This is a genomic window from Pseudomonas sp. C1C7, assembly GCF_013359595.1.
GTDB lineage: Bacteria > Pseudomonadota > Gammaproteobacteria > Pseudomonadales > Pseudomonadaceae > Aquipseudomonas.
Genome location: NZ_JABFMP010000008.1, coordinates 116,867 through 139,965, shown reverse-complemented (window position 1 = coordinate 139,965; position 23,099 = coordinate 116,867). Strand labels below are relative to the sequence as shown.

Annotated in this window: 25 protein-coding genes; 10 read left to right on the top strand and 15 right to left on the bottom strand. The window is 62.6% G+C overall.

Annotation, left to right across the window (positions count from 1 at the left end; genetic code table 11):
- Nucleotides 1-81: 81 nt before the first annotated feature.
- The 3 genes from HNO86_RS09285 to HNO86_RS09275 all read right to left on the bottom strand — a co-directional run bounded on the left by HNO86_RS09285 (nt 82) and on the right by HNO86_RS09275 (nt 3,814).
- The gene (locus tag HNO86_RS09285) at nt 82-1,677 is read right to left on the bottom strand and encodes a GMC family oxidoreductase (protein WP_175376704.1); all 1,596 of its coding nucleotides are present in this window, start codon (nt 1,675-1,677) and stop codon (nt 82-84) included.
- Nucleotides 1,678-1,809: 132 nt separating this feature from the next.
- The gene (locus HNO86_RS09280; protein ID WP_175376703.1) at nt 1,810-2,355 is read right to left on the bottom strand and encodes a twin-arginine translocation pathway signal protein; all 546 of its coding nucleotides are present in this window, start codon (nt 2,353-2,355) and stop codon (nt 1,810-1,812) included.
- Between the two features lie 28 nt (nt 2,356-2,383).
- Complete coding sequence (locus HNO86_RS09275) at nt 2,384-3,814, bottom strand: coniferyl aldehyde dehydrogenase (protein ID WP_175376702.1); 1,431 nt, start codon at nt 3,812-3,814, stop codon at nt 2,384-2,386.
- Between the two features lie 146 nt (nt 3,815-3,960).
- Between HNO86_RS09275 and HNO86_RS09270 the strand changes: the two genes are divergently transcribed.
- Both HNO86_RS09270 and HNO86_RS09265 read left to right on the top strand, forming a co-directional pair.
- Nucleotides 3,961-4,635, top strand: coding sequence for a TetR/AcrR family transcriptional regulator (locus tag HNO86_RS09270; protein WP_175376701.1), 675 nt, complete (start codon nt 3,961-3,963; stop codon nt 4,633-4,635).
- Nucleotides 4,636-4,680: 45 nt separating this feature from the next.
- On the top strand, nt 4,681-5,535 hold the full coding sequence (locus HNO86_RS09265; protein WP_175376700.1) for a sulfurtransferase: 855 nt from the start codon (nt 4,681-4,683) through the stop codon (nt 5,533-5,535).
- A 15-nt stretch (nt 5,536-5,550) separates the two neighbouring features.
- Here the strand turns inward: HNO86_RS09265 and HNO86_RS09260 are convergent, their stop codons facing one another.
- From HNO86_RS09260 to HNO86_RS09240, 5 genes are all read right to left on the bottom strand, one after another.
- Entirely contained in the window at nt 5,551-6,396 is an 846-nt protein-coding gene (locus HNO86_RS09260) for an AraC family transcriptional regulator (protein WP_175376699.1), read from the bottom strand.
- A 3-nt stretch (nt 6,397-6,399) separates the two neighbouring features.
- Nucleotides 6,400-7,398, bottom strand: a complete 999-nt coding sequence (locus tag HNO86_RS09255) for a hydrolase (protein WP_175376698.1) — start codon at nt 7,396-7,398, stop codon at nt 6,400-6,402.
- 63 nt (nt 7,399-7,461) lie between these two features.
- Nucleotides 7,462-8,073, bottom strand: coding sequence for a 16S rRNA (guanine(966)-N(2))-methyltransferase RsmD (gene rsmD, locus HNO86_RS09250; protein WP_175376697.1), 612 nt, complete (start codon nt 8,071-8,073; stop codon nt 7,462-7,464).
- A complete protein-coding gene (locus HNO86_RS09245; protein ID WP_175376696.1) occupies nt 8,073-9,563 on the bottom strand; it encodes a pitrilysin family protein in 1,491 nt (496 codons plus the stop codon). Before HNO86_RS09245 ends, rsmD begins: the two co-directional genes overlap by 1 nt.
- Nucleotides 9,556-10,911: a pitrilysin family protein gene (locus HNO86_RS09240; protein ID WP_175376695.1), complete on the bottom strand. Its 1,356-nt coding sequence runs from the start codon at nt 10,909-10,911 to the stop codon at nt 9,556-9,558. Before HNO86_RS09240 ends, HNO86_RS09245 begins: the two co-directional genes overlap by 8 nt.
- 343 nt (nt 10,912-11,254) lie before the next feature.
- Between HNO86_RS09240 and ftsY the strand changes: the two genes are divergently transcribed.
- From ftsY to rpoH, 4 genes are all read left to right on the top strand, one after another.
- Entirely contained in the window at nt 11,255-12,754 is a 1,500-nt protein-coding gene (gene ftsY / locus HNO86_RS09235) for a signal recognition particle-docking protein FtsY (protein ID WP_175376694.1), read from the top strand.
- A complete protein-coding gene (gene ftsE / locus HNO86_RS09230; protein ID WP_175376693.1) occupies nt 12,751-13,422 on the top strand; it encodes a cell division ATP-binding protein FtsE in 672 nt (223 codons plus the stop codon). Before ftsY ends, ftsE begins: the two co-directional genes overlap by 4 nt.
- Nucleotides 13,419-14,441 carry a permease-like cell division protein FtsX gene (gene ftsX, locus HNO86_RS09225; protein WP_175376692.1) on the top strand — a complete coding sequence of 341 codons (1,023 nt, stop codon included), beginning with the start codon at nt 13,419-13,421 and terminating at the stop codon, nt 14,439-14,441. The genes ftsE and ftsX overlap by 4 nt, the downstream gene beginning before the upstream one ends.
- 112 nt (nt 14,442-14,553) lie before the next feature.
- Nucleotides 14,554-15,408: an RNA polymerase sigma factor RpoH gene (gene rpoH, locus HNO86_RS09220; protein ID WP_110965350.1), complete on the top strand. Its 855-nt coding sequence runs from the start codon at nt 14,554-14,556 to the stop codon at nt 15,406-15,408.
- A gap of 142 nt (nt 15,409-15,550) precedes the next feature.
- Here the strand turns inward: rpoH and mtgA are convergent, their stop codons facing one another.
- A complete protein-coding gene (gene mtgA / locus HNO86_RS09215; RefSeq protein ID WP_175376750.1) occupies nt 15,551-16,273 on the bottom strand; it encodes a monofunctional biosynthetic peptidoglycan transglycosylase in 723 nt (240 codons plus the stop codon).
- A 75-nt stretch (nt 16,274-16,348) separates the two neighbouring features.
- Here mtgA and HNO86_RS09210 point away from each other — a divergent pair, with 75 nt between their 5' ends.
- The 4 genes from HNO86_RS09210 (at nt 16,349) to trmB (ending at nt 18,603) form a co-directional block, all read left to right on the top strand.
- Nucleotides 16,349-16,729 carry a DUF423 domain-containing protein gene (locus HNO86_RS09210; protein ID WP_175376691.1) on the top strand — a complete coding sequence of 127 codons (381 nt, stop codon included), beginning with the start codon at nt 16,349-16,351 and terminating at the stop codon, nt 16,727-16,729.
- 71 nt (nt 16,730-16,800) lie between these two features.
- Complete coding sequence (gene thiS, locus HNO86_RS09205) at nt 16,801-17,001, top strand: sulfur carrier protein ThiS (RefSeq protein WP_175376690.1); 201 nt, start codon at nt 16,801-16,803, stop codon at nt 16,999-17,001.
- Nucleotides 17,002-17,073: 72 nt separating this feature from the next.
- A complete protein-coding gene (locus HNO86_RS09200) occupies nt 17,074-17,868 on the top strand; it encodes a thiazole synthase (RefSeq protein ID WP_175376689.1) in 795 nt (264 codons plus the stop codon).
- A gap of 9 nt (nt 17,869-17,877) precedes the next feature.
- Complete coding sequence (gene trmB, locus HNO86_RS09195) at nt 17,878-18,603, top strand: tRNA (guanosine(46)-N7)-methyltransferase TrmB (protein ID WP_175376688.1); 726 nt, start codon at nt 17,878-17,880, stop codon at nt 18,601-18,603.
- A 126-nt stretch (nt 18,604-18,729) separates the two neighbouring features.
- On the opposite strand, the gene HNO86_RS09190 is transcribed toward trmB, so the two are convergent.
- Genes HNO86_RS09190 through HNO86_RS09165 form a run of 6 tightly spaced genes read right to left on the bottom strand, consistent with a single transcriptional unit; the run spans nt 18,730 to nt 23,086 of the window.
- Nucleotides 18,730-19,053 (bottom strand): DUF3392 domain-containing protein, encoded by a 324-nt coding sequence (locus HNO86_RS09190; RefSeq protein WP_007975393.1) that lies wholly within the window; start codon nt 19,051-19,053, stop codon nt 18,730-18,732.
- Between the two features lie 9 nt (nt 19,054-19,062).
- Nucleotides 19,063-20,268 carry a radical SAM family heme chaperone HemW gene (gene hemW, locus HNO86_RS09185; protein ID WP_256672586.1) on the bottom strand — a complete coding sequence of 402 codons (1,206 nt, stop codon included), beginning with the start codon at nt 20,266-20,268 and terminating at the stop codon, nt 19,063-19,065.
- Complete coding sequence (rdgB, locus tag HNO86_RS09180; RefSeq protein ID WP_175376687.1) at nt 20,265-20,861, bottom strand: RdgB/HAM1 family non-canonical purine NTP pyrophosphatase; 597 nt, start codon at nt 20,859-20,861, stop codon at nt 20,265-20,267. The genes hemW and rdgB overlap by 4 nt, the downstream gene beginning before the upstream one ends.
- Nucleotides 20,858-21,292: a DUF4426 domain-containing protein gene (locus tag HNO86_RS09175; protein ID WP_175376686.1), complete on the bottom strand. Its 435-nt coding sequence runs from the start codon at nt 21,290-21,292 to the stop codon at nt 20,858-20,860. Before HNO86_RS09175 ends, rdgB begins: the two co-directional genes overlap by 4 nt.
- 26 nt (nt 21,293-21,318) lie before the next feature.
- A complete protein-coding gene (metW, locus tag HNO86_RS09170; RefSeq protein ID WP_175376685.1) occupies nt 21,319-21,939 on the bottom strand; it encodes a methionine biosynthesis protein MetW in 621 nt (206 codons plus the stop codon).
- 7 nt (nt 21,940-21,946) lie between these two features.
- Nucleotides 21,947-23,086 carry a homoserine O-acetyltransferase gene (locus tag HNO86_RS09165; protein WP_175376684.1) on the bottom strand — a complete coding sequence of 380 codons (1,140 nt, stop codon included), beginning with the start codon at nt 23,084-23,086 and terminating at the stop codon, nt 21,947-21,949.
- Between the last annotated feature and the right edge of the window lie 13 nt (nt 23,087-23,099).

Genomic DNA, 23,099 nt, shown 5'->3' with positions numbered 1-23,099 from the left:
GATGGTATCGCAGCCTTACCGGTCGGGAAAGTCGACTGTTGGGTAAGTCAGCACTATAGACGATGGGAATGTTCGTCGTTTTCATGGGTTTTTTAAACGTTCGGCCAGGGAAGTCGCCAGTTGCGCCGTCAGTCCGTAGACCGACAATTGCGGGTTTGCGCCAATGCTGGTGGGGAACAGCGAGCCGTCGTGAATCGACAGGTTGCCCAGCTGATGATGCCGGCCGAGGCTGTCTGCCACGGCGTTCTTCGGGTCTTCGCCCATGGCGCAGCCACCCATCACATGGGCGCTGCCAAGCCGCGTGCGGTACAGCTCAAGGCTGAGTCCGTCGATCAATTGGCGTGCTTCGCCCAGGGTTTTCACGTAACCGGCATCGGCGTGCATCGGCATCACCGCCCTGGCGCCACCGGCGAACTGGATCTCGGCCATGCTGTGGAAAGCCCGGCGCAAACCGTCCCAGACATAGGGTGAAACCTGGTAATCGAGGACCGGCGAGCCATCGCCGCGCAACTCGACGCTGCCGCCGGGGCTGTCCGGATGGAAACCGTCGCGCAGCAACGCGAGCATGGCGTGGGTGTGCGGCAGGTTGGCCATGTGCTGCGCGTTTTCCTGGCCAAAACCGCCGAGCAGCGTCGCGGCCAGCGCCGGGTGCAGCGGTGGAACCTCCAGTTTGTAGCCGATCTGTCCGGTGGTGCCGTCCTGCCATTGGAAATGGTCGGAGTAGATCGACTGCGGCGCGCCGTAGAACGGGTTGATCACCTCCTCGAACTGCCCGGCGGACATGTTCACCAGGTGCAGGAACGTCCGTTTGCCCAGCCGTTTGTGCGGGTCCGGGGCGTCGGAACGCAGCAGCAGCGCAGGACTGTTGATCCCGCCGCCGGCCAGCACATAGTGCCGTGCCTTGACCGTAACTTTGCGGCCAGTAGGTTCCACGCAGCGGGCGTCCATCGCCACGCATTGCAGCCCGGTGACCTTGTCGCCGCTGATCAGCAGTTTCTCGGCGTGCGCCAGGTAGAGCAGCTCGCCGCCTTTTTCCAGCGTGGCCGGAATGGTCGTGACCATCATCGATTGCTTGGCGTTGGTCGGGCAGCCCATGCCGCAGTAACCCAGGTTCCAGCAGCCGCGCACATTGCGCGGGATGACATGCCAGCTGTAGCCGAGCTGTTCGCAGCCCTTGCGGATCACGTCGTTGTTGGCGTTGGGCGGAACCATCCAGGGGGCGACGCCCAGGCGCTGCTCCATTTTTTCGAACCACGGCGCCATGTCCGTGGGGCTGTGGCCCTTGACGTCGTGCTCTTTGGCCCAGTGTTCCAGGGTCTGCTGCGGGGTGCGGAAGCTGGAGGTCCAGTTGATCAGCGTGGTGCCGCCCACGGCCCGGCCCTGAAGGATGGTGATCGCACCGTCCTTGCTCATGCGGCCGATGCCTTCCTGATAGAGGCTGCTATAGGCCTGGTCTTCGAGCAGCTTGAAATCACTGCTGGTCTTGAGCGGGCCTTCTTCGATCAGCAACACCTTGTAGCCGGCCGCGCTGAGGATTTCCGCCGTGGTCCCGCCGCCGGCGCCGCTGCCGATGATCGCCACATCCGCTTCGAGGGTCAGGTCCTGGGTCAGTTGCGAGCCGTCATGGGTTTTCCAGCCACGGGCCATGCCTTCGCGGAACGGGTCGGGTACGGGCATCTTCGGGTTCTCTTCTTATTTTTTGAATGTGTGGTGGGGCGGCTGACGTCTTCGCGGGCAAGCCTCGCTCCTACAAGGAATACACAACCCCCTGTAGGAGCGAGGCTTGCCCGCGAACAGGGCGACTCGGCCTTAAACGGTGGGCGGCCCGGGATACCCGCAATGCGCCCACGACTCCCTGCGCCCATACCAGGCCATCATCACCAGTTGCACCAACGAGCTATGCCCCATGCGCAACAGGCTCAACGCGCTGTTCTCCCAGCGATCGAGAAACCGCCGGATATCGTCGGCGCTGGCATTTTCCCAACTGCCCCAGATACCCGTCAGCGGTCCTCGGGTGACGGCCATGCCCAGCACGTCGAACAGTTGCCGGGTCAACTTGAGCATTTCCGGCGACAGGTGATCGAGGTTGTAGTCCAGGCTTTTCAAGGTGCCGTCGACGGCTGCGGGCATGCGCTCGGCGCTCACCGCGCCGTCGAGCATCACCGGGATCAGTGCCCGCAGGAACAGCAGGTCGCCGCCGCGCAGCGCCGCGAAACCGCTTTCCGGAATGCTCGATGAGCAGCCGCTCAGGCTCGCGCCCAACCCGGCCGTCGCGAGAAAGGCGCTGGCGCCCAGGCTGAATTTGAGCAGGCCGCGCCGTGACAGCGCGGGCGTATCGGACAGGCTTTGGCCCATTATTGTTGTTATCCGTTGGCGTTGAGCGTTAGCGAATGAACAGCTTCTGGATCAGCTTCTGAATGGATTTGCCGTAGGGCGGATAAATCAGTTTCGCCGCGTTGAAGCGCTGTTTAACCAGCACGCTCTTGGCCTTGCTGAACGTCAGGAAGCCCTCGCGACCGTGATAGTGGCCCATGCCCGAGGGACCGATGCCGCCAAAAGGCATGTCGTCCTGGGCAACGTGAAGCAGAGTGTCGTTCAGGCACACGCCGCCGGAATGGGTTTCGTTGAGCACGCGCTGTTGTTCGCGTTTGTCGTAGCCGAAGTAATACAGCGCCAGTGGGCGAGGGCGCTGGTTGATGTAGGCAAAGGCCTGATCGAGATCCTTGTACGGCACGATCGGCAGCAGCGGGCCGAAGATTTCGTCCTGCATCACCGTCATCTCGTCGGTGACATTCAGCAGCAGGCTATGCCCCATGCGGCGTCCCTGACCCTGATCGAACAGCGGAATCAGCAGCGCGCCCTTGCTGGTCGCATCGCTCAGGTAGCCGTTGAGCCGCGTCAGTTGTCGGTCATTGATGATGGCGGTGTAGTCCGGGTTGTCCGCCAGTGTCGGATAAAAGCCGCGCACCACCTGGCGATAGGTCTCGACGAACTCGCCGATGCGTTCGTCCGGCACCAGCACGTAGTCAGGGGCGACGCAGGTCTGGCCCGCGTTGAGGGTCTTGCCGAAAGCGATGCGTTCGGCGGCGTCCTTGAGTGGCACGTCGCGGGACACGATGGCCGGGGACTTGCCGCCCAGTTCCAGGGTGACGGGGGTCAGGTTCTCCGCCGCCGCGCGCATCACGTGCTTGCCGATGCTGGTGGCGCCGGTGAACAGCAGGTGATCGAAACGCAGCCTGGAGAACGCAACGCCGATATCGGCCTCGCCCAGCACCACGCATACCAGGTCTTCGGGGAAGATGCGCGCCAGCAGCTGCTTCATCAGAAGTCCCGTGGCGGGGGTCGATTCACTGAGCTTGAGCATCACCCGGTTGCCCGCCGACAGCGCGCCCACCAGCGGACCGATGGCCAGATACAGCGGGTAGTTCCACGGCACGATCACCCCGACCACCCCCAGCGGCTGGTAAACCACCTTGGCCGAAGCCGGCTGGAAGGCCACGCCGACCTTGCGTCGCGACGGGCGCATCCAGCGCTTGAGATGGCTGCTGGCGTAATGAATGCCGTGCAGGCTGGGCATCAGTTCGGCGAGCAGGGTTTCATCGGCGCTGCGATTGCTGAAGTCCTGGCTGATGGCGTCGATCAGGGCCTGGCGTTCGCTGTCGAGCAGATCGCGCAGCGCCTTGAGCCATTGCAGGCGCTGGGCGGCGGGCGGCATCGGGTTGGCGGCATAGGCGGCGCGCTGCGCTTCGAACTGTGCCTGGAGCTCCGCCAGCGGTTGCTGCAGATCTTGCAGGTAGGAAATTTCAGCAGTCATGGTCGGCTCCGTATTTATTGTAATGAAGCACTTTTTAGAGTCTATGCTCTACAAAGTCAAATGACATACTGGCGCAGCTTTGTTTTATCCATTTCCGGATAGGTCGTAAGATGCCCGTCAACGCACTCTGAATTTAAGCTCAAGCCATGGCCCCACGAATAAAAACCAGCGAGCGCATCGTGCAGAACAGCCTGGAGCTGTTCAATCAACAGGGCGAGCGCAGCATCAGCACCAACCACATTGCTGCCCATATGGAGATTTCTCCGGGCAACCTGTACTACCACTTCCCCAACAAGCAGGCGATCATCGCCGTGCTGTTCAGCGAATACGAAAGCCTGGTGGACAGCTTCCTGCGTCCGCCCCAGGGGCGCGCGGCCACGGTCGAGGACAAGCGTTTCTACCTCAAGGAACTGCTCTCGGCGATGTGGCGCTACCGCTTCCTGCACCGCGACCTCGAGCACCTGCTCGACAGCGACAGCGAGCTGGCCGCGCGTTATCGGCGCTTTTCCCAGCGCTGCCTGATCCAGGGCGCCGCCATCTACAAGGGCTTCGTCGCCGCCGGCATCCTGACCATGGACAAGGTGCAGATCGAGTCCCTGACCCTCAATGCCTGGATCATCCTCACTTCCTGGGTGCGCTTTCTGTGCACCACCCGGGAAAACTCCAGCCACCTCAGCGAGCAGGCGATCAAGCGCGGCGTGTACCAGGTGCTGGTGCTGGAGGCCGGGTTCGTCACCGATCAGGCCCGTGATGAGGTCAATGCGCTGTTCGAAGAGTTTTACGTGCCGCTGGCACAGGCGCTGGAAGAAGTCTCGCGTTAAAAAGTGAAGTAGCATCCAGACCCGGTTTATTCACAGGAGCCCGTTATGCCCATTGCGCAGTTGATCAGCCCGCAAGCGTTGGACCTGAAAAAGGACCAGCCGGGGCTGGTGATTCTCGATTGTCGTTTTGCCCTCGAAGACCCGGATTACGGTCAACGCAGCTATGCCGAAGGCCATATCGCCGGGGCGAGCTTTGCCGATCTGGAGCGGGATCTGAGCGGGAAGGTGGTCAAGGGCGTGACCGGCCGACACCCGTTGCCGGAGCCGGCCGAGCTGATCGAACGTCTGCAGGCCTGGGGCATCAACAACGACAGCGAAGTGGTTTTGTATGACGACGGCCCCGGTGCCTATGCGGCGCGGGCCTGGTGGGTGCTGGCGTGGCTGGGCAAGCGCGAGGGGGTGTTCATCCTCGATGGCGGGCTCAAGGCCTGGCACGGGGCGGGTCTGCCGCTGAGCCTGGATGCGCCGACGATCACCCGTGGCAGCTTCAGCGGAGCCCCGGACCATTCGCTGCTGCTCAGTGCCGAACAATTGCAGAAACGCCTGAGTCGACCGGAACTGACCTTGATCGATGCCCGCGCTTTGCCGCGTTTCAAGGGTGAAGTCGAGCCGATCGACCCGGTGGCCGGGCATATTCCCGGCGCGCAATGCGCGGCGTTCACCGACAACCTGGGTGCCGACGGGCGTTTCCTGCCGGCCGATCAGCTCAAGCAGCGGTTCGCTCAGAAGCTGGCGGGGCGTTCGCCGGATGATCTGGTGGCGTACTGCGGTTCCGGCGTGACGGCTTGCCACAACCTGTTCGCGCTGTGTCTGGCGGGTTATCCGTTGGGATCGTTGTATGCCGGTTCGTGGAGCGAGTGGATCAACGATCCTGCGCGGGGGATCGCTACCGGGGAGTAACTGTAAATCCCACATTTAGAGATGTGTTGTGAGTGATTGCCGGGCGCTGCGATACGCCCCCGGCCCCACCCCATACACCTGCTTGAACTGCCGACTCAGATGGCTCTGGTCGGCAAAACCCAGTTGCATCGCGACTTCCAGCGGCAAACACCCCCCTTGCAACAAGGCTCGCGCCCGGGCGATGCGCTGTTGCATCAGCCAGGTGTGCGGCGGCATGCCGGTGGCGCGGCGGAACACGCGGGCGAAATGGAAGGGCGACAGATTGACCGCCGCCGCCAGCTCTTCCAGCGAAGGCGGCGCTGCCAGTTGTGCGTGCAACAACTCCTTGGCTCGGGTCACCGCCCGATGTTCCTTGCCCGGCTTGCCGGCTTCGCCCACCGCCGCATGACGCTGCAACAACGCCAGCGTCAGTTCACGCCAAGCGGTCTGCTGCTGCAGTGCGGTGGCCGGGCTTTCCAATAGCCGATGCAATTGGCAGAAACCGCTGACCAGGTCCGGATCGCGGTAAAGCGTGGCACCGAACGCCGGCAGGTGGTGGGTTGGCAGTTCGAGCTCGTCCAGCAGAGACGTGATCTGCCCGCTTTCCGGATAAAACGCCCGATACAGCCAGCCGTCTTCCGTGCCCTTGTGGCCGGTGTGCAGTTCATCGGGGTTGATCAGCACCAGGGTGCCGCTGCCCGCCAGATGTTCGGCGCCGCGATAGCGGTAGCGCTGGGCGCCGGCCATGATCATGCCGATCACATAGCCATCGTGCACATGGGGCGCGAAGCGATGGTCGATGTAGCGCGCCGACAGCAGTTCGATCCCGGCCAATGGCGCGGTTTGCCAGAAGTGGATCGACTCGCCCTGATTGACGTCCATGACCTATGTCAGCCCTACAGAGCTGAGCCATTGCGGAATCCGCCGCTCAAGGTAGTAACCCGGTTGCCTGACCGAGCCGTCGACGAATCCCACATGTCCGCCCCGTGCCTGCAACTCGAATTGCGTGGAGGGCGACAGCTCTTCGGCTTGCGGCAGGCTGTGGGGAAACACGAAGGGGTCGTCGGCGGCCTGGATGATCAGGGTCGGGGTGCGGATTTTACCCAGGAAATAGCGGCTCGACGCCCGGCGGTAGTAGTCCTCGGCATCGAGGAAGCCGTTGAGCGGCGCCGTCACCCGGCCATCGAAATCCCAGAAGGTGCGCAGGTTCTCCAGCGAGCCCAGGGCCGCCAGTGCCGCCAGGCCATCTTCGCGCCCGTCATGCTGGAACTGGCGCTGCTTGTTCTTGATGTAGGCGAGCATCTCGCGCATGAAATGCGCCTGATAGACCTTGGAGAAACCCTGGCCGATGCGGTCGGCGCACTGGTCCAGACGAAACGGCACCGACACCGCCACGGCGCCGAGCACGCCGCTGTCACTGCCGGTTTCGCCCAGGTGCTTGAGCAGGACATTACCGCCCAGCGAATAACCCACCGCGTACAGCGGTGCCAGTGGTCGCTTGGCCCGCAGGTGGCTGATGGTTTCGGCCAGATCTTCGCTGGCGCCGGAATGGTAGCTGCGTGGCAGCAGGTTGGGTTCGCCTGAGCAGCCGCGCCAGTTCAGCGCGACGCTGGCCCAGCCACGGTCGCCCAGCGCTTTTTGCATGCCGGCCACATAAGGCGAGTTCGACGAGCCGGTGAGCCCGTGCAACACCAGCACCAAGGGCGCTTCGGCGCTGTGCGGGCCGTGCCAGTCAAGATCCAGGAAGTCGCCGTCTTCGAGCCACAGACGCTCGCGTTCGCGCTCGATATGGGTGGTTTTACGCCACAGCGGTCCCCACAAGGTCTGCAAGTGCGGGTTGCCGAGGCCGAAGGCGGGAGTGAAGCGTTCTGACGGATGGGACACGATTGCTCTCGAAGCAGCAACGCGCACCCGGATCAAGGTGCGCGCCTTGTACAGGCCGGCCGATCAGCCGGCGATCTCTGCCATACGTTGCCACAACGAATAATAGACCTGCCCGGATTTTTGCTCCCGGTGCAGGCGCCAGTTGCCGGGCAGACTGAGGGTCGAGGGGGCGGTTTCGCTTTCGGTGTAGACCCAGGCGTCCTCGGCCAGCCACTGGCGCTCTTCGAGCAGCTTGCAAACGGCTGGCAGCAGGTCCTGGTGGAACGGTGGGTCGAGGAATACCAGGTCATAGGCGATGGCCGGCTGGGTTTCCAGATAACGCAGGGCGTCGGCGGTCTGCACATGACCGTTGGTGCAGCGCAGGGTGCCCAGGTGTTCCTTCAGGCTGGACACCGCCAGACTGCTGGCATCCAGCGCCTGACCCGTGGAGGCGCCACGGGACAGGGCTTCGAGGAACAGCGCGCCACTGCCGGCAAACGGGTCGAACACCTTGGCGCCGGGCACGTAGGGGGCGAGCCAGTTGAACAGGGTTTCACGCACCCGGTCCGGCGTCGGGCGCAGGCCCGGGGCGTCGGGGAAGCTCAGCTTGCGGCTGCGCCATTCGCCGCCGATGATGCGCAGCTGGTTCACGCCGTTGTGCTGTCTTGGGGCAGGTTTTTTCGCACGAGTGGCCATTAATGCTCCGGAACCCCGAGCGGTTGCTCGGCAGGTTTATCAGATGGGGCCGGTAACGGCTTTTGCGGCACGGTCGGACCAGCGCTGACGATGACCATTTTATCCGTGCTCAAGTGTTTGTTCAGCGCATCCCTGACTTGCTCGACGGTCAGGTTCTGCGACTGCTGCATGAAGTCTTCCAGGTGACTCAATGGCAGATTGTAGAAGCCGATCGCACCCAGCTGGCCGACGATATCGGCGTTGCTGGCGGTGGACAGCGGGAAGCTGCCGGCCAGTTCGCGCTTGGCATCGTCGAGTTCCTTCTGGGTCGGGCCGGTCTTGAGGTAGTCGGCAAGCACGTCCTGCACCAGTTTCAGGGTGCCTTCGCTCATCTCGGCGCGGGTCTGCAGGTTGATCATGAACGGGCCGCGCGCCTGCATCGGGGTGAAGCCCGAATACACGCCATAGGCCAAACCACGTTTCTCCCGCACTTCGCTCATCAGTCGCGTGCCGAAACCGCCGCCGCCAAGGATCTGGTTGCCCATGGACAGGGCCGCGTAATCCGGATCGTCACGGTCGATGCCCAGTTGCGCGAGCATCAGGTTGGTCTGCTTGGACGGGAACTCGATGTGGCCGATGCTGGCCTTGGGTTCGATCGGTTGCGCGATCTTCGCCAGGGCCGGGCCTTTCGGGAGGGCGGCGGAAACCTGGGCGGCAATGGCTTCGGCCTCGGCGCGGGACAGGTCGCCGACCAGCGCGATCACCACGTTGCCGGCGGCATAGGCTTTCTGGTGGAACGCCCGCAGTTGCGCCAGGGTGACGGCCGGAACGCTTTTGGCCGTGCCATCGCTGGCGTGGGCGTACGGATGATCGCCATACAGGCGGTTCATCAGCTCAAGGCTGGCCAGTTTGCCGGGGTTCTGCTTCTGGTATTCGAAACCGGCGAGCATCTGGTTCTTGATGCGGGTGAAGGAGTCCTCGGGAAAGGTCGGCTTGCCGACGACTTCGGCGAACAGTTTGAGCGCCGGTTCGCGCTTGTCCGCGGCACTGAGGCTGCGCAGGGACGCCACCGCCATGTCCTTGTAGGCACCGTTGCCGAAATCGGCGCCCAGGCCTTCGAAGCCCTGGGCGATGGCGCTGACATCCTTGCCGGCCACGCCTTCGTTGAGCATGGCGTTGGTCAGCAGGGCCAGGCCAGGAGCGTCGCCGTCCTGGCTGCTGCCGGCGGCGAAGATCAGGCGCATGTCGAACATCGGCAGCTCACGGGCTTCGACGAACAGCACCTTGGCGCCTTCGGCGGTGTTCCAGGTCTGTACGTCGAGTTTGCGATGGCTTGGCGCCTTGCCGTTGAGTTCGGCCAGCGATTGCAGCTTCTGGCTGGCCTTGGCTTTGTCCAGGGCTTCGCTGGCGACGGTGTCGCCGGTCTTGGTGAAATAGAAGGCAGCCGAGCCGATCAGGGCCACGGCGACCAGGCCGAGCAAGGCGCGGCGCGGTTTCTTGTGATCACTCATGAGGCGTCTCCTCCGGCAGTACATGGGCGACGCTGAGACGTTCGCGGGTGAAATACAGCTTGGCGGCGTTCTGGATGTCTTGTGGGGTCACGCTTTCCAGGTCGGCAAGTTCGGTGTCCATCAGTTTCCAGGACAGGCCGACGGTCTCCAGCTGGCCGATGGCGGTGGCTTGGCTGGTGATCGAGTCACGCTCGTAAACCAGGCCGGCAATGACCTGGGCGCGTACACGCTCGAGTTCTTCGGCGGACGGCGCGGTAGTCTTCAGCTGTTCGAGCAGCTTCCACAAACCGGCTTCGGCCTGGGCCATGGTCTTTTTCTTCTGGCTGTTGGGCGTGGCCGACAGGGTGAACAGGCTGTCGCCGCGGGTGTAGGCGTCGTAGCTCGACGAGCCGCCGGACACCAGTTCCTCGCCGCGCTCCAGTTGTGTCGGGATGCGCGCGCTGTAGCCGCCGTCGAGCAGGGCCGAGATCAGGCGCAGGGCGTTGACCGAGCGTTTGTCTTCGGCGGTGGCGATGCTCGGCACGTTGAACGCCAGCATCAGGCTGGGCAGTTGGGTCTTCACGTGCAGGGTGATCTGGCGCTCGCCGGGTTCGGCCAGTTCCAGCGGGATCTTCGCCGGCGGCACATCGCGTCTGGCGATCGGGCCGAAGTAGCGCTGGGCCAGGGTTTTGACTTCGTCCGGGGTCACGTCGCCGACCACCACCAGGGTTGCGTTGTTCGGCACGTACCAGGATTCATACCAGTGACGCAGCTCTTCGACTTTCATGCGGTCCAGGTCCGCCATCCAGCCGATGGTCGGCGTGTGGTAGCCGCTGGCGGGATAGGCCATGGCCTTGAAGCGCTCGTAGGCCTTGGACATCGGCTTGTCGTCGGTGCGCAGGCGGCGTTCTTCCTTGATCACTTCGATCTCGCGTGCGAACTCGTCAGGCGGCAGGCGCAGGCTGGCCATGCGGTCGGCTTCCAGTTCGAAGGCCACGCCCAGACGGTCGCGGGCCAGCACCTGGTAATAGGCGGTGAAGTCATCGCTGGTGAAAGCGTTCTCTTCGGCGCCGAGGTCGCGCAGGATCAGCGACGCTTCGCCGGGGCCGACTTTTTCGCTGCCCTTGAACATCATGTGTTCCAGGGCGTGGGACAGGCCGGTCTGACCCGGCGTCTCGTAGCTGGACCCGACTTTGTACCAGACCTGGGAAACCACCACCGGCGCGCGATGGTCTTCGCGCACGACGACCTTCAAGCCATTGTCGAGGGTGAATTCGTGGGTGGGTTGCGGATCGGCAGCCAGGGCCGAGAGGGGCAGACAAACTGTGCTGAGCAGCAGGCCTGCGGCGCGGCGGGCTAGAGCATTCATTCGTTTTTAAACCTGTTGGGCTGCCCGCTTGGTCTTAGCGTCTGCGGGCGAGAGGGTGCTAGGATACTGATCCGTTTTAGCGGCGGCCACGCCTATCAGGCCTTTATGCTTGATCAGGTTGAATGGGTTTGCGACGAAAGGTGGATATTTATCAACCGATTTCTGCTTTTTCGCCGATTTTGCTGCTTTAGTCCATTGAGAAATCGATTCCTTGAGGCGCCGATCAGCACCTCGACAAAATGTTGCGCGTGAACAAGCTCGATCAATCGCAGTCTGTTCTGCATCGAATATTTATTACCGGGGCGCCCCTTGGCGCGTCGCTACCGTGAGATAGCCGTCCTCCATGTTTGGTTCCAACGACGACAAGAAGACCCCAGCTGCGGCTGGCGAGAAAAAAAGCCTGTTCGGATGGCTGCGCAAAAAGCCGCAGGAACCCGTCGTCGAACAGCCCCAACCAATTCCCGAGCCGGCTCCCGCGCCAGCTGTAGAAACAGCAGAACCGGCACCGGTGGTATTGCCGATCGCGGAGCCGGTGCTCCAGCCGGTGGTCGAAGCGGAGCCTGCCGTTGCCGTCGAACAGCCTTTGACGCCAGCTTCCGAGCCATGGCTGACCTTGCCGGTGGCGGAAGAGCCGGTGGCACTGGTTGAAGATGAACAGGCGCCGCACGTTACTCCACCGATTCCCGCGCCGAGCGCGTTTGCACCCGAGCCGGTTCAGGCGCCGGTCGCAGCGCCCGTTGTCCAGGCCGAGCCTGTTGCTCCCGAACCTGTCGTTCCTGCCTTCGTGGCCCCGCCTGCACCGGTAGTCCAGGCGCCTGCGCCCGTAGCTGCTGCCCCTGTCGCTCCCGTCGAAGCGCCTGTCGAAGCTCCTGTCGAAAAGCCTGCCGAGCCACCGCGCGTCGAAGAAGCCAAAACCGGTTTCTTCGCCCGTCTCAAGCAGGGCCTGTCCAAGACCAGTGCCAGCATCGGCGAAGGCATGGCCAGCCTGTTCCTGGGCAAGAAAGCCATCGATGACGAGTTGCTCGATGATCTCGAAACCCGCTTGCTGACCGCTGACGTTGGCGTCGAAGCCACTTCGGTGATCATCCAGCGCCTGACCCAGAAGGTCGCGCGCAAGGAGCTGGCCGATTCCGATGCGCTGTACAAATCCCTGCAGGGCGAGCTGGCGGCGATGCTGCGGCCTGTCGAGCAACCACTCAAAATCCACTCGCAGAACAAGCCGTTCGTGATTCTGGTGGTCGGCGTCAACGGCGCCGGCAAGACCACCACCATCGGCAAGCTGGCGAAGAAGCTGCAGCTGGAAGGCAAGAAAGTCATGCTGGCCGCCGGCGACACCTTCCGCGCCGCGGCGGTGGAGCAATTGCAGGTCTGGGGGGAGCGCAACAAGATCCCGGTCATCGCCCAGCACACTGGCGCCGACTCGGCTTCGGTGATCTTCGACGCCGTGCAGGCCGCCAAGGCCCGTGGCATCGACGTGCTGATCGCCGACACCGCCGGTCGTCTGCACACCAAAGACAACCTGATGGAAGAGCTGAAGAAGGTTCGCCGGGTGATCGGCAAGCTCGACGCCGACGCGCCGCACGAAGTGCTGCTGGTGCTCGATGCCGGTACCGGCCAGAACGCCATCAACCAGGCCAAGCAATTCAACCAGACCGTCGAACTGACGGGCCTGGCGCTGACCAAACTCGACGGCACCGCCAAGGGCGGGGTGATTTTTGCCCTGGCCAAGCAGTTCGGCCTGCCGATCCGCTACATCGGTGTCGGTGAAGGCATCGACGATTTGCGCACTTTTGAAGCTGAACCCTTTGTCCAGGCACTGTTTGCCGAGCGGGAGCGTTCATGATTCGTTTCGAACAGGTCGGTAAGCGCTATCCGAACGGTCACGTCGGCTTGCATGAGCTGAGCTTTCGAGTCCGTCGTGGCGAGTTTCTGTTTGTCACCGGCCATTCCGGCGCCGGTAAAAGCACCCTGTTGCGGCTGTTGCTGGCCATGGAGCGCCCGACCAGCGGCAAGCTGCTGCTCGCCGGACAGGACCTGAGCACCATCAGCAACGCGCAGATTCCATTCCTGCGCCGACAGATCGGCGTGGTGTTCCAGAACCACCAACTGCTGTTCGACCGCACGGTGTTCAACAACGTCGCGCTGCCGTTGCAGATTCTCGGCCTGTCCAAGGTCGAAGTCGCCAAGCGCGTGGATTCGGCCCTGGAGCGCGTTGCGCTGTCGGACAAGGCCGATCTGTATCCCGGCGATCTGTCCACCGGTCAGCAACAGCGCGTCGGCATCGCCCGCGCCATCGTTCACCGCCCGGCACTGCTGCTGGCGGACGAACCGACCGGTAACCTCGACCCGCGTCTGGCGGCGGAAATCATGGGTGTGTTCGAAGATATCAACCGCCTGGGCACTAGCGTGCTGATCGCCAGTCACGACCTGGCACTGATTGCGCGCATGCGCCACCGCATGCTGACCTTGCAGCGCGGTCGATTGATCGGCGACGGGGAGGCCGGGGTATGAGTGCGACACGCAGTCCAAAGGTTTCCGAGCGCGTGGCCCCCAAGGCCGCCGATCCGCAGCCTGCCAAGAAAAAACACGACGACGATGACGGCCCGGACTTCGCCACGCTGTTCCGCGCCTGGATCGAAAGCCATCGCGCCAGCATGGCGGACAGCCTGCGCCGCCTGGGCAAGCAGCCCATCGGCAGCTTTTTCACCTGCATGGTGATGGCGGTGGCCCTGAGTCTGCCCATGGGGCTGTCACTTTTGCTGAGCAACGTCGAGCGTCTCGGTGGTTCCAGGCAGCGTGCGGCGCAGATTTCCCTGTACCTGCAACTCGAAGCCAGCCCGACGGAAGGCGAAGCGCTGCGCGAGCAGATCAAGGGCATGCCCGGTGTGGCTGATGCCGAATATGTGGGGCGCGATCAGGCGCTGGAAGAGTTCCAGCAGCAGTCCGGCCTGGGTGAGGCGCTCAAGGAACTGCCGGAAAACCCGCTGCCCGGTGTGGTCCTGGTGACGCCGAAGGAAGTCGACAAGTCGACGCTTGAAGCATTAAGACAAAAACTTTCCGAATTGCCCAAGGTACAACAGGCGCAGCTTGATCTAGTCTGGGTCGAGCGTCTGGCAGCCATCCTCAAGCTGGGCGACCGATTTGTCTTCGGTCTGACCGTGCTTCTGGTTTCCGCATTACTTTTGGTGATAGGCAATACCATTCGTCTTCATATTGAAAACCGCCGCACAGAGATAGAAGTGATTAAACTCGTCGGCGGCACTGACAGCTATGTGCGCAGGCCCTTCCTCTATATGGGCGCGCTGTATGGCTTTGGTGCGGGGATTCTTTCCTGGGGCGTGCTGGCGTTCGGCCTTGATTGGCTGAACGACGCGGTAGTGGGACTGGCCGGTTTGTACGGCAGTGATTTTGCGCTGGCCGGCGTGCCGGTCGCCGACGGTCTGTCTCTCTTGCTTGGCGCGGTACTGTTGGGGTATATCGGTGCATGGATTGCAGTCGCTCGCCATTTGCGGGAGCTTGCACCCAAGTAATGTCATTTTGCTCGTATTGACCTTTCATTTTTTGTGGGAACTTGTTCTTCGGTTTCCGGTCAATTCTGGCAGTGCTTAACGGCACGAGTTTGTAAGTCGGAGGTTTTTTCGTATGACCAATTCTTTGCAGCCTGCGTATGCGCTGGTCCCGGGTGCGAACCTGGAAGCCTATGTGCACACCGTCAACAGCATTCCATTGCTGTCGCCGGAGCAGGAGCGTGAACTGGCCGAGAGTCTCTATTATGAGCAGGATCTTGAGGCGGCTCGGCAGATGGTGCTCGCCCACTTGCGTTTTGTCGTACATATCGCCCGTAGCTATTCCGGCTACGGTCTGGCTCAGGCTGACCTGATCCAGGAAGGCAACGTCGGCCTGATGAAGGCCGTGAAGCGTTTCAACCCGGAAATGGGCGTGCGTCTGGTTTCGTTCGCCGTGCACTGGATCAAGGCTGAAATCCACGAATTCATCCTGCGCAACTGGCGCATCGTGAAAGTGGCCACCACCAAGGCCCAGCGCAAGCTGTTCTTCAACCTGCGCAGCCAGAAGAAGCGTCTGGCCTGGTTGAACAACGAAGAAGTGCATCGCGTGGCCGAAAGCCTCGGCGTCGAGCCGCGGGAAGTGCGCGAGATGGAAAGTCGCCTGACCGGCCATGACATGGCCTTCGACCCGGCTGCCGAAGCCGACGACGACAGCGCTTTCCAGTCGCCGGCCAACTATCTGGAAGACCACCGGTACGACCCGGCCCGTCAACTGGAAGATGCCGACTGGAGTGACAACTCCAACCACAACCTGCACGAAGCGCTGGAAGTGCTGGACGACCGCAGCCGCGACATCCTCTACCAGCGCTGGCTGGCAGAAGAAAAAGCCACGCTGCACGACCTGGCGCAGAAGTACAACGTGTCGGCCGAGCGTATTCGTCAGCTTGAGAAAAGCGCGATGAACAAGCTCAAGTTGTCGATCGCCGCGTAAGCGGTGGGATGGACATGAAAAACGCCCCGATCATTGATCGGGGCGTTTTTGTTTGAAGATCAAAAGATCGCAGCCTTCGGCAGCTCCTACAGGGGGCACACCATTCCATGCAGGAGCTGCCGAAGGCTGCGATCTTTTGCTTTTATCGGGACCACGGCGCCCGGCGCGAATCGTTGAGCCCCACCAGATAGCTGTCGCCACCCAGCTGACTCATCTGCCGCCGAATCCACCCGGCACGCCGCGCCACATAGCTGGTAGGGTGGCTCGCGCTCCAGACCCGCGGGTTCGGCAATACCGCCGCCAGCAGACTCGACTGTTGGCGACTGAGATTTTTGGCGCTGACGCCGAAGTGATGCCGCGCCGCCGCTTCTGCGCCAAACACCCCGTCATCCCACTCGGCGCTGTTCAGGTAGACCTCGAGAATCCGCTGCTTGGGCCAGAACACTTCGATCAGCCCGGTGAACCAGGCTTCCAGCCCTTTGCGCAGCCAGCTGCGGCCGGACCACAGGAACAGGTTTTTCGAGACTTGCTGGCTCAGGGTGCTGGCCCCGCGTACCGAACCGCCCAGCTCGTTGTGGGCCAGCGCCGCGCGGATGGCGTCGATGTCGAAGCCCCAGTGCTCGGGAAACTTCTGGTCTTCGCCGGCGATCACCGCGACTTTCAGATCGTCCGAGATCTCTTCCCAGGGCTTCCAGGTGCGCTGCAGGTCGATGGGTTCGCCGTCGATCCAGGATTCGATCTTGCGCTCGACCATCAGCGCCGTGCCGGGCGGTGGCACGAAGCGAAAGATCAGCACCAGCAATACGCTGCCAGCCATGAACCAGAGCACGGCTTTGGTGAAGCGACGGAAATAGATACGCAGCATAGAGATGGCTTGGCCGAACCCGTTGAAGCGGGCCATTATACAGACCCTGTTGATCGAGTCTGACTGGAGTTATTCATGCTGCGTGGCTTTCTGATGCTGGCCGCTTTCTTCGGATTCACCGGTGTCGGCCTTGGGGCCTTTGCCGCCCACGGCCTGAAAAACCGCCTGAGCGCCGAGTACCTGGCGATTTTCCACACCGGCGTCACCTATCAACTGGTGCACACCCTGGCGCTGCTGGGCGTCGCGCTGCTGGCCACGCAGGTCCCGGGGCGTCTGGTGACATGGGCCGGCGCATCCTTTGCCATCGGCATCCTGCTGTTCTCCGGCAGCCTGTATGTGCTGACTCTCACCGGTTTCAGCAAGCTGGGGATCATCACCCCTTTCGGTGGCCTGTGCTTCCTCGCGGGCTGGCTCTGCCTGGGCCTCGCCGCCTGGCGCTTGCCGCTGACCGCCTGACGCTTATTGCTGACCTTTAGGTCACGATCGGGCTAGAATGCCAGCCCTTTAAAATGATGGCGGCATTTGGCATGCGCATTCAGTTGAACGGCGAATCCTTTGAACTGCCCGACGGTGAAACCGTTGCGGCCCTGCTGACCCGTCTGGACCTGACCGGACGCCGGGTGGCGGTCGAACTCAATCTGGATATCGTTCCGCGCAGTCAGCACGCAGACACCGCGCTCAACGACGGCGACTCCGTCGAAGTGGTGCACGCCATCGGCGGCGGCTAGTCGTCCGGCAAAAGGCCTGCGGCCTCAGCATCAAGCATTCCGCAAGAACCTCACCCCTACAGAGGATTTCCCATGAGCATCGTTCGTAGCGACAAGCCTTTCGTTCTGGCCGGTCGTACTTACCAGTCGCGTCTGCTGGTCGGTACCGGCAAATATCGTGACATGGAAGAAACCCGCCAGGCCATCGAGGCGTCGGGTGCCGAGATCGTCACCTTCGCCGTGCGCCGCACCAATCTGGGCCAGATCGAGGGCGAGCCGAACCTGCTCGAAGTGCTGTCGCCGGATCGCTACACCTTCCTGCCGAACACCGCCGGGTGCTACGACGCCGTCGAAGCCGTGCGTACCTGCCGCCTGGCCCGTGAGCTGCTCGATGGCCACAACCTGGTGAAACTGGAAGTGCTGGCGGACCAGAAGACCCTGTTCCCCAACGTGATCGAAACCCTCAAGGCCGCCGAAGTGCTGGTCAAGGAAGGCTTCGACGTGATGGTCTACACCAGCGATGACCCGATCATCGCTCGCCAACTGGCGGAAATCGGCTGCATCGCGGTCATGCCGCTGGCCGGTCTGATCGGTTCGGGCCTGGGGATCTGCAATCCGTACAACCTGCAGATCATCCTCGAAGAAGCCAAGATTCCCGTGCTGGTGGATGCCGGTGTCGGCACCGCATCCGACGCCACCATCGCCATGGAACTGGGTTGCGAGGCCGTGCTGATGAACTCCGCCATCGCCCACGCGCAGCAGCCGGTGATGATGGCCGAAGCCATGAAACACGCGATCGTCGCAGGCCGCCTGGCCTACCTCGCCGGCCGCATGCCGAGAAAACTCTACGCCAGCGCCTCTTCGCCGCTGGATGGTCTGATCAAGTAAGAGCCATTGATGACTGAATCGAACGACACGCCTATCCAGACGGAAGAAGGCGACGAGCGCCAACACCGCCGCATCAAGAGTTTCGTGATGCGTGCCGGGCGCATGACCGAAGGCCAGCAACGCGGCCTGGAGCAGGGCGCGCCGCTGTACGTGCTGCCGCTGGCCGATGCGCCGGTGGATTACGACCAGGTGTTCGGCCGCTCGGCACCGCGCTCGCTGGAAATCGGTTTCGGCATGGGCCATTCGCTGCTGGAAATGGCGGCGGCCTCGCCGGAGCAGGATTTCATCGGTGTCGAAGTTCACCGTCCGGGTGTCGGTGCGCTGCTCAATGGCGTGCTGACCCAGGGCCTGACCAACCTGCGGGTCTACGATTGCGATGCGATCGAAGTGCTCAACCGTTGCGTCGCCGATAACAGCCTCGACCGCCTGATGCTGTTCTTCCCGGACCCGTGGCACAAGAGCCGTCACCACAAGCGCCGCATCGTGCAGGCTTCGTTCGCGGAGCTGGTGCGCAGCAAGCTGAAGGTCGGCGGTGTCCTGCACATGGCCACCGACTGGGAGCCGTACGCCGAGTACATGCTGGAAGTGATGAATGTCGCGCCCGGTTATCGCAACCTGGCCGAAGACGGCAAGTGCGTCCCGCGCCCGGCCGAACGCCCGATCACCAAGTTCGAACGCCGTGGCGAACGTCTTGGGCATGGGGTTTGGGATCTGAAGTTCGAAAAGCAATCCTGAGCAACACCCAATCTGTAGGAGCGAGGCTTGCCCGCGAAGAGAACGCTGCGGTGTAACTGATACACCGCGTTATCGTTCTTCGCGGGCGAGCCTCGCTCCTACAGTTGTTTTAGGGTGTGGCTGAAATCAGCGGCGGTCAGCTACTACGCCAATCAACACCAACACCACCAACAACACCGGCGCCAGGCTGTAGTTGTTGAACTGGCTCAGCCCGCGCACGACCCAGGGCGTGGCGTAGATCAGGGCGGCGCCGCTGCCGATCATGCACAGCAAGGCCATCAGCGGGACGCGCAGGGCGCCGGCGATGCTGCCCAGGCGTTGTTCGACCCAGCCTTTGAAATCCGCGCCGAACAGCACCAGCAGGCAACCCACCAGGGCCAGGGCGATTTCCGAGAGATTGCTGCGGCTCCAGCGAGACACGGTGGCGAGCAGGTCGAGTACCAAATCCATTCGAAGTCCTTATGTCAGAAAATTCTGCAGCAAGTCGTTGAGGAATAGCTGTCCGCGCTCGGTGGCCACCAGACGTGACGGTTCGACCTGCAACAGGCCGCTTTGTTCGGCGTCGCGGCGGCTTTCGGCGAGGCTGTCCAGGGGCATGCCGGTGCGTTCCGGATAGAGCCGCGCTTCGACGCCTTCAGTCAGGCGCAGGGCATTCATCAGGAATTCGAACGGCATTTCATCATTGGCCAGTGCCTTTTCGCCAGCCTTGAAGCTCTTCGCCGGGTTCAGGTAGTCCTTCGGCAGGCGGGTCTTCCAGGTGCGCACGATGCGCCCGTCCGGATGGCTGAGCTTGCCGTGGGCGCCAGCACCGATGCCGATGAAGTCGCCGAAGCTCCAGTAATTGAGGTTATGCCGCGCCGCCCGGCCGGGCTGGGCGTAGGCCGACACCTCGTACTGCACGTAACCGTGTTCGGCCAGCAAGGCTTGCCCGGCTTCCTGAATGTCCCACAGCGTGTCGTCTTCCGGCAGCGTCGGCGGCTGGTTCCAGAACACCGTGTTCGGCTCCAGGGTCAGCTGATACCAGGACAGATGGGTCGGCTTCAGGGCGATGGCGGTGCGCAGGTCGCCCAACGCATCCTCCAGGGACTGATCGGGCAAGCCGTGCATCAGGTCCAGGTTGAAGTTGTCGAACCCGGCCTGACGCGCCATGCCGGCGGCACGCACCGCTTCGTCGCCGTTATGAATCCGCCCCAGCGCCTTGAGCTTGTCCTGCTGGAAACTCTGGATGCCGATCGAAAGGCGATTGATGCCCAGCGCCCGGTAAGCGACGAACTTGTCCTGCTCGAAGGTGCCCGGGTTGGCTTCCAGGGTGATTTCGATGTCGTGGGCGAACGGGATGCGCTGTTCGACGCCCTTGAGCAGGCGGCCCAGGGCCGGGGCGCTGAACAGGCTTGGCGTGCCGCCGCCGAAGAAGATCGAGCTGAGCTCGCGACCGTAAACCGCGTGCAGGTCCTGATCGAGGTCAGCCAGCAGCGCCTCGACGTACTCCTCTTCCGGCAGTTCGGGGCTGGCGGTGTGGGAGTTGAAGTCGCAATAAGGGCATTTGCGCACGCACCACGGGATGTGGATGTACAGCGCCAGGGGCGGCAGCACAGGCAGGGCCGCCCGAGGTGATGGGGCGCCGCCACCGTAGATCAGCGGCGACGCGGATGATTCATGGGTCATTTCAAGCCCAGACGCTGGCGCAGCAGATCCATTGCACGGGCGCGGTGGCTGATCTGGTTCTTGTCGACCGGGCTCAGCTCGGCGCTGGAGCAATCGCGCTCCGGCACCCAGAACAGCGGGTCGTAGCCAAAACCGTGTTCGCCGCTGGCCTGGGTCAGGATGCGACCGTGCCACAGGCCTTCGCAGAGGATCGGCAGCGGATCATCGGCGTGACGCACCAGCGCCAGCACGCAGACGAACTGTGCGCCGCGCTCTTCCTGCGGCACGTCCTTCAGCACGTCGAGCAGCTTGGCGTTGTTTGCCGCGTCGCCCTTGCCGTCGGCATAACGCGCCGAGTAGATGCCTGGCGCGCCGCCGAGGAAGTCCACCGCCAGGCCCGAATCGTCCGCCAGTGCCGGCAAGCCGGAAATGCGCGCGGCATTGCGGGCCTTGAGGATAGCGTTCTCGACGAACGACAGACCGGTCTCTTCAGGCTCGATCTTGCTGAACTCGCCGATCGAGCGCAGTTGCACCGACTGGCCGAGCATGGCCTGGAGTTCCTTGAGTTTGCCGGCGTTGTGGCTGGCCAGTACGAGTTGGGTGAAGTTGATCATTCGCCGGGAAAGAGCTCTTGGTTGAAGTTGATGGTGTTGATTTTGTCACCGTTCTGCACCTTGATCTCGAAGGTGCGGGTTTCCTGCTGCGGAACCGGGTACTGGGCGATGTAGTAGATCGCGCCCTGTTCGGTGATCTGCCGGAAGTTCAGAGGCACGCTCTGGCTGGTCAGGTCTTTGACCGTGCCGCTGACCTGGGCCATCTGCGGCTTGCCGTCCTTCATTACCGAAATATTGATCACGCCCTGGTTCTTGCTGCGGGTGAGCTGCGCCGCCTTGGCGACTTCCGGCGTCAGGTAGGTGGAGTTGAAGGTGTTGTAGTGCACCGTGGTGTCGCCGAATTGTTCCTGGCGATCACTTTTGATTGCATCAGCGGCCATGGCCGTGACGCTCAGGCAGGCGGTAAGTACAAACAGCGCAAGACGACCCATGATCGTTCTCCTGGAAATAGGGCGGTTCAGACCGCGACTTTGTGGTCTGTGAGCCCCGGGCTGCTGACGCGGTAAATGCCGATCTCACCTAACAGATTAGGCCATAGCTTGCTGGCCCACCCGTGGCGATGCTGTTGATCCACTGCCAGCCGATCAATGACCTTCGCTTCACGTTCGCGGCACAAGGCTTCAAAGTCCGCGAAGGTGCAGAAGTGAATGTTCGGCGTGTTGTACCAGGTGTAAGGCAGGAACTCGGAAACCGGCATCCGGCCCTTGCTCGCCAGGTACCAGCGGCAGCGCCAGTGACCGAAGTTGGGGAAGGTGATGATGCACTGGCGACCGACCCGCAGCATTTCGTCGAGGATCTTGTCCGGGTAGTGCACCGCTTGCAGCGCCTGGGTCATGACCACGATGTCGAAACTGTTGCTGGCGAAGTTGCCCAGGCCCTTGTCCAGGTCCTGCTCGATGACGTTGATGCCCTTGGCCATGCACTCGGCGATGTTGTCGGCGTCGTTTTCCAGGCCATAACCGGTGACCTGCTTGTTGTCGCGCAGCCAGGTCAGCAGTTCGCCGTCGCCGCAACCCAGGTCGAGCACGCGGCTGCCGGCGGGGATCCATTCCTGGATGATTTCCAGATCAGCTCTCATGGCTATCTCACACGGTAATTCGGTTCATGTAGTGGCCGAACGCCTGCAAGTAACGCGGGATCGGAATCAGGAAGGCGTCGTGGCCTTGCGGTGCGTCGATTTCCAGGTAGCAGACGTCCTTGCGCGCCGCCATCAGCGCATCCACCAGTTCCCGCGAGCGGGCCGGCGAGAAGCGCCAGTCGGTGGTGAACGACATCACGCAGAACTTGGCGGTGGCGTTGGCGAAGGTTTTGGCCAGGTCATCGTCGAAGTTCGCCGCCGGATCGAAATAGTCCAGGGCCTTGGTCATCAGCAGGTAGGTGTTGGCGTCGAAACGTCCGGAGAACTCCTCACCCTGATAGCGCAGGTAGCTTTCGACCTGGAACTCCACACTGTGGAAGTCGTAGTTGAGCTTTTCGCTCTTGAGGCCACGGCCGAATTTCTCGCCCATGGAGTCGTCGGACAGGTAGGTGATGTGCCCGACCATCCGCGCCAGCATCAGCCCGCGCTTGGGAATCACGCCCTGTTCCTGGAACGAGCCGCCGTGGAACTCGGGATCGGTGAGGATCGCCTGGCGCGCCACTTCGTTGAAGGCGATGTTCTGCGCTGACAGCTTGGGCGCCGAGGCAATGGCCAGGCAGTGACGGATGCGGTCGGGGTAGGTGATGCTCCATTGCATCGCCTGCATGCCGCCCAGGCTGCCGCCGATGACCGCTGCAAATTGGCTGATACCGAGACGATCGGCAAGACGCGCCTGGCTGTGCACCCAGTCTTCCACGGTCAGCACCGGGAAGTCGGCGCCGAATGGCTTGCCGGTCTCCGGGTTGATGCTGCTCGGGCCGGTGGAGCCGTTGCAGCCGCCGAGGTTGTTCAGGCTGACCACGAAGAACTTGTTGGTGTCGATCGGCTTGCCGGGGCCGATGCAGCTGTCCCACCAACCGGGCTTGCGGTCGTCGGGGCTGTGGAAGCCGGCAGCGTGGTGGTGGCCCGACAGCGCGTGGCAGATCAGCACGGCGTTGCTCGCCGTGGCGTTCAGCGTGCCGTAGGTTTCGTAAATCAGGTCGTAGGCCGGGAGGGAGCGACCGCAGGCCAATGCCAGGGGATCGCTGAAGTGCGCCACTTGCGGCGTCACCAGACCAACAGAATCGGGGGGAAAGGCAGCTGGCATCGACCCTGCTCTC

Bases quoted from the DNA above. Each gene is read 5' to 3' on its own strand.
- HNO86_RS09165 (WP_175376684.1), bottom strand. From the start codon at position 23,086: ATGCCAGCTGCCTTTCCCCCCGATTCTGTTGGTCTGGTGACGCCGCAA.
- HNO86_RS09275 (WP_175376702.1), bottom strand. From the start codon at position 3,814: ATGACTGCTGAAATTTCCTACCTGCAAGATCTGCAGCAACCGCTGGCG.
- ftsX (WP_175376692.1), top strand. From the start codon at position 13,419: ATGAGTGCGACACGCAGTCCAAAGGTTTCCGAGCGCGTGGCCCCCAAG.
- thiS (WP_175376690.1), top strand. From the start codon at position 16,801: ATGCGCATTCAGTTGAACGGCGAATCCTTTGAACTGCCCGACGGTGAA.
- HNO86_RS09270 (WP_175376701.1), top strand. From the start codon at position 3,961: ATGGCCCCACGAATAAAAACCAGCGAGCGCATCGTGCAGAACAGCCTG.
- HNO86_RS09190 (WP_007975393.1), bottom strand. From the start codon at position 19,053: ATGGATTTGGTACTCGACCTGCTCGCCACCGTGTCTCGCTGGAGCCGC.
- HNO86_RS09260 (WP_175376699.1), bottom strand. From the start codon at position 6,396: ATGGACGTCAATCAGGGCGAGTCGATCCACTTCTGGCAAACCGCGCCA.
- HNO86_RS09280 (WP_175376703.1), bottom strand. From the start codon at position 2,355: ATGGGCCAAAGCCTGTCCGATACGCCCGCGCTGTCACGGCGCGGCCTG.
- metW (WP_175376685.1), bottom strand. From the start codon at position 21,939: ATGAGAGCTGATCTGGAAATCATCCAGGAATGGATCCCCGCCGGCAGC.
- ftsE (WP_175376693.1), top strand. From the start codon at position 12,751: ATGATTCGTTTCGAACAGGTCGGTAAGCGCTATCCGAACGGTCACGTC.
- HNO86_RS09245 (WP_175376696.1), bottom strand. From the start codon at position 9,563: ATGAGTGATCACAAGAAACCGCGCCGCGCCTTGCTCGGCCTGGTCGCC.
- hemW (WP_256672586.1), bottom strand. From the start codon at position 20,268: ATGACCCATGAATCATCCGCGTCGCCGCTGATCTACGGTGGCGGCGCC.
- ftsY (WP_175376694.1), top strand. From the start codon at position 11,255: ATGTTTGGTTCCAACGACGACAAGAAGACCCCAGCTGCGGCTGGCGAG.
- HNO86_RS09240 (WP_175376695.1), bottom strand. From the start codon at position 10,911: ATGAATGCTCTAGCCCGCCGCGCCGCAGGCCTGCTGCTCAGCACAGTT.
- trmB (WP_175376688.1), top strand. From the start codon at position 17,878: ATGACTGAATCGAACGACACGCCTATCCAGACGGAAGAAGGCGACGAG.
- HNO86_RS09285 (WP_175376704.1), bottom strand. From the start codon at position 1,677: ATGCCCGTACCCGACCCGTTCCGCGAAGGCATGGCCCGTGGCTGGAAA.
- HNO86_RS09210 (WP_175376691.1), top strand. From the start codon at position 16,349: ATGCTGCGTGGCTTTCTGATGCTGGCCGCTTTCTTCGGATTCACCGGT.
- HNO86_RS09265 (WP_175376700.1), top strand. From the start codon at position 4,681: ATGCCCATTGCGCAGTTGATCAGCCCGCAAGCGTTGGACCTGAAAAAG.
- HNO86_RS09175 (WP_175376686.1), bottom strand. From the start codon at position 21,292: ATGGGTCGTCTTGCGCTGTTTGTACTTACCGCCTGCCTGAGCGTCACG.
- rdgB (WP_175376687.1), bottom strand. From the start codon at position 20,861: ATGATCAACTTCACCCAACTCGTACTGGCCAGCCACAACGCCGGCAAA.
- rsmD (WP_175376697.1), bottom strand. From the start codon at position 8,073: ATGGCCACTCGTGCGAAAAAACCTGCCCCAAGACAGCACAACGGCGTG.
- rpoH (WP_110965350.1), top strand. From the start codon at position 14,554: ATGACCAATTCTTTGCAGCCTGCGTATGCGCTGGTCCCGGGTGCGAAC.
- mtgA (WP_175376750.1), bottom strand. From the start codon at position 16,273: ATGCTGCGTATCTATTTCCGTCGCTTCACCAAAGCCGTGCTCTGGTTC.
- HNO86_RS09200 (WP_175376689.1), top strand. From the start codon at position 17,074: ATGAGCATCGTTCGTAGCGACAAGCCTTTCGTTCTGGCCGGTCGTACT.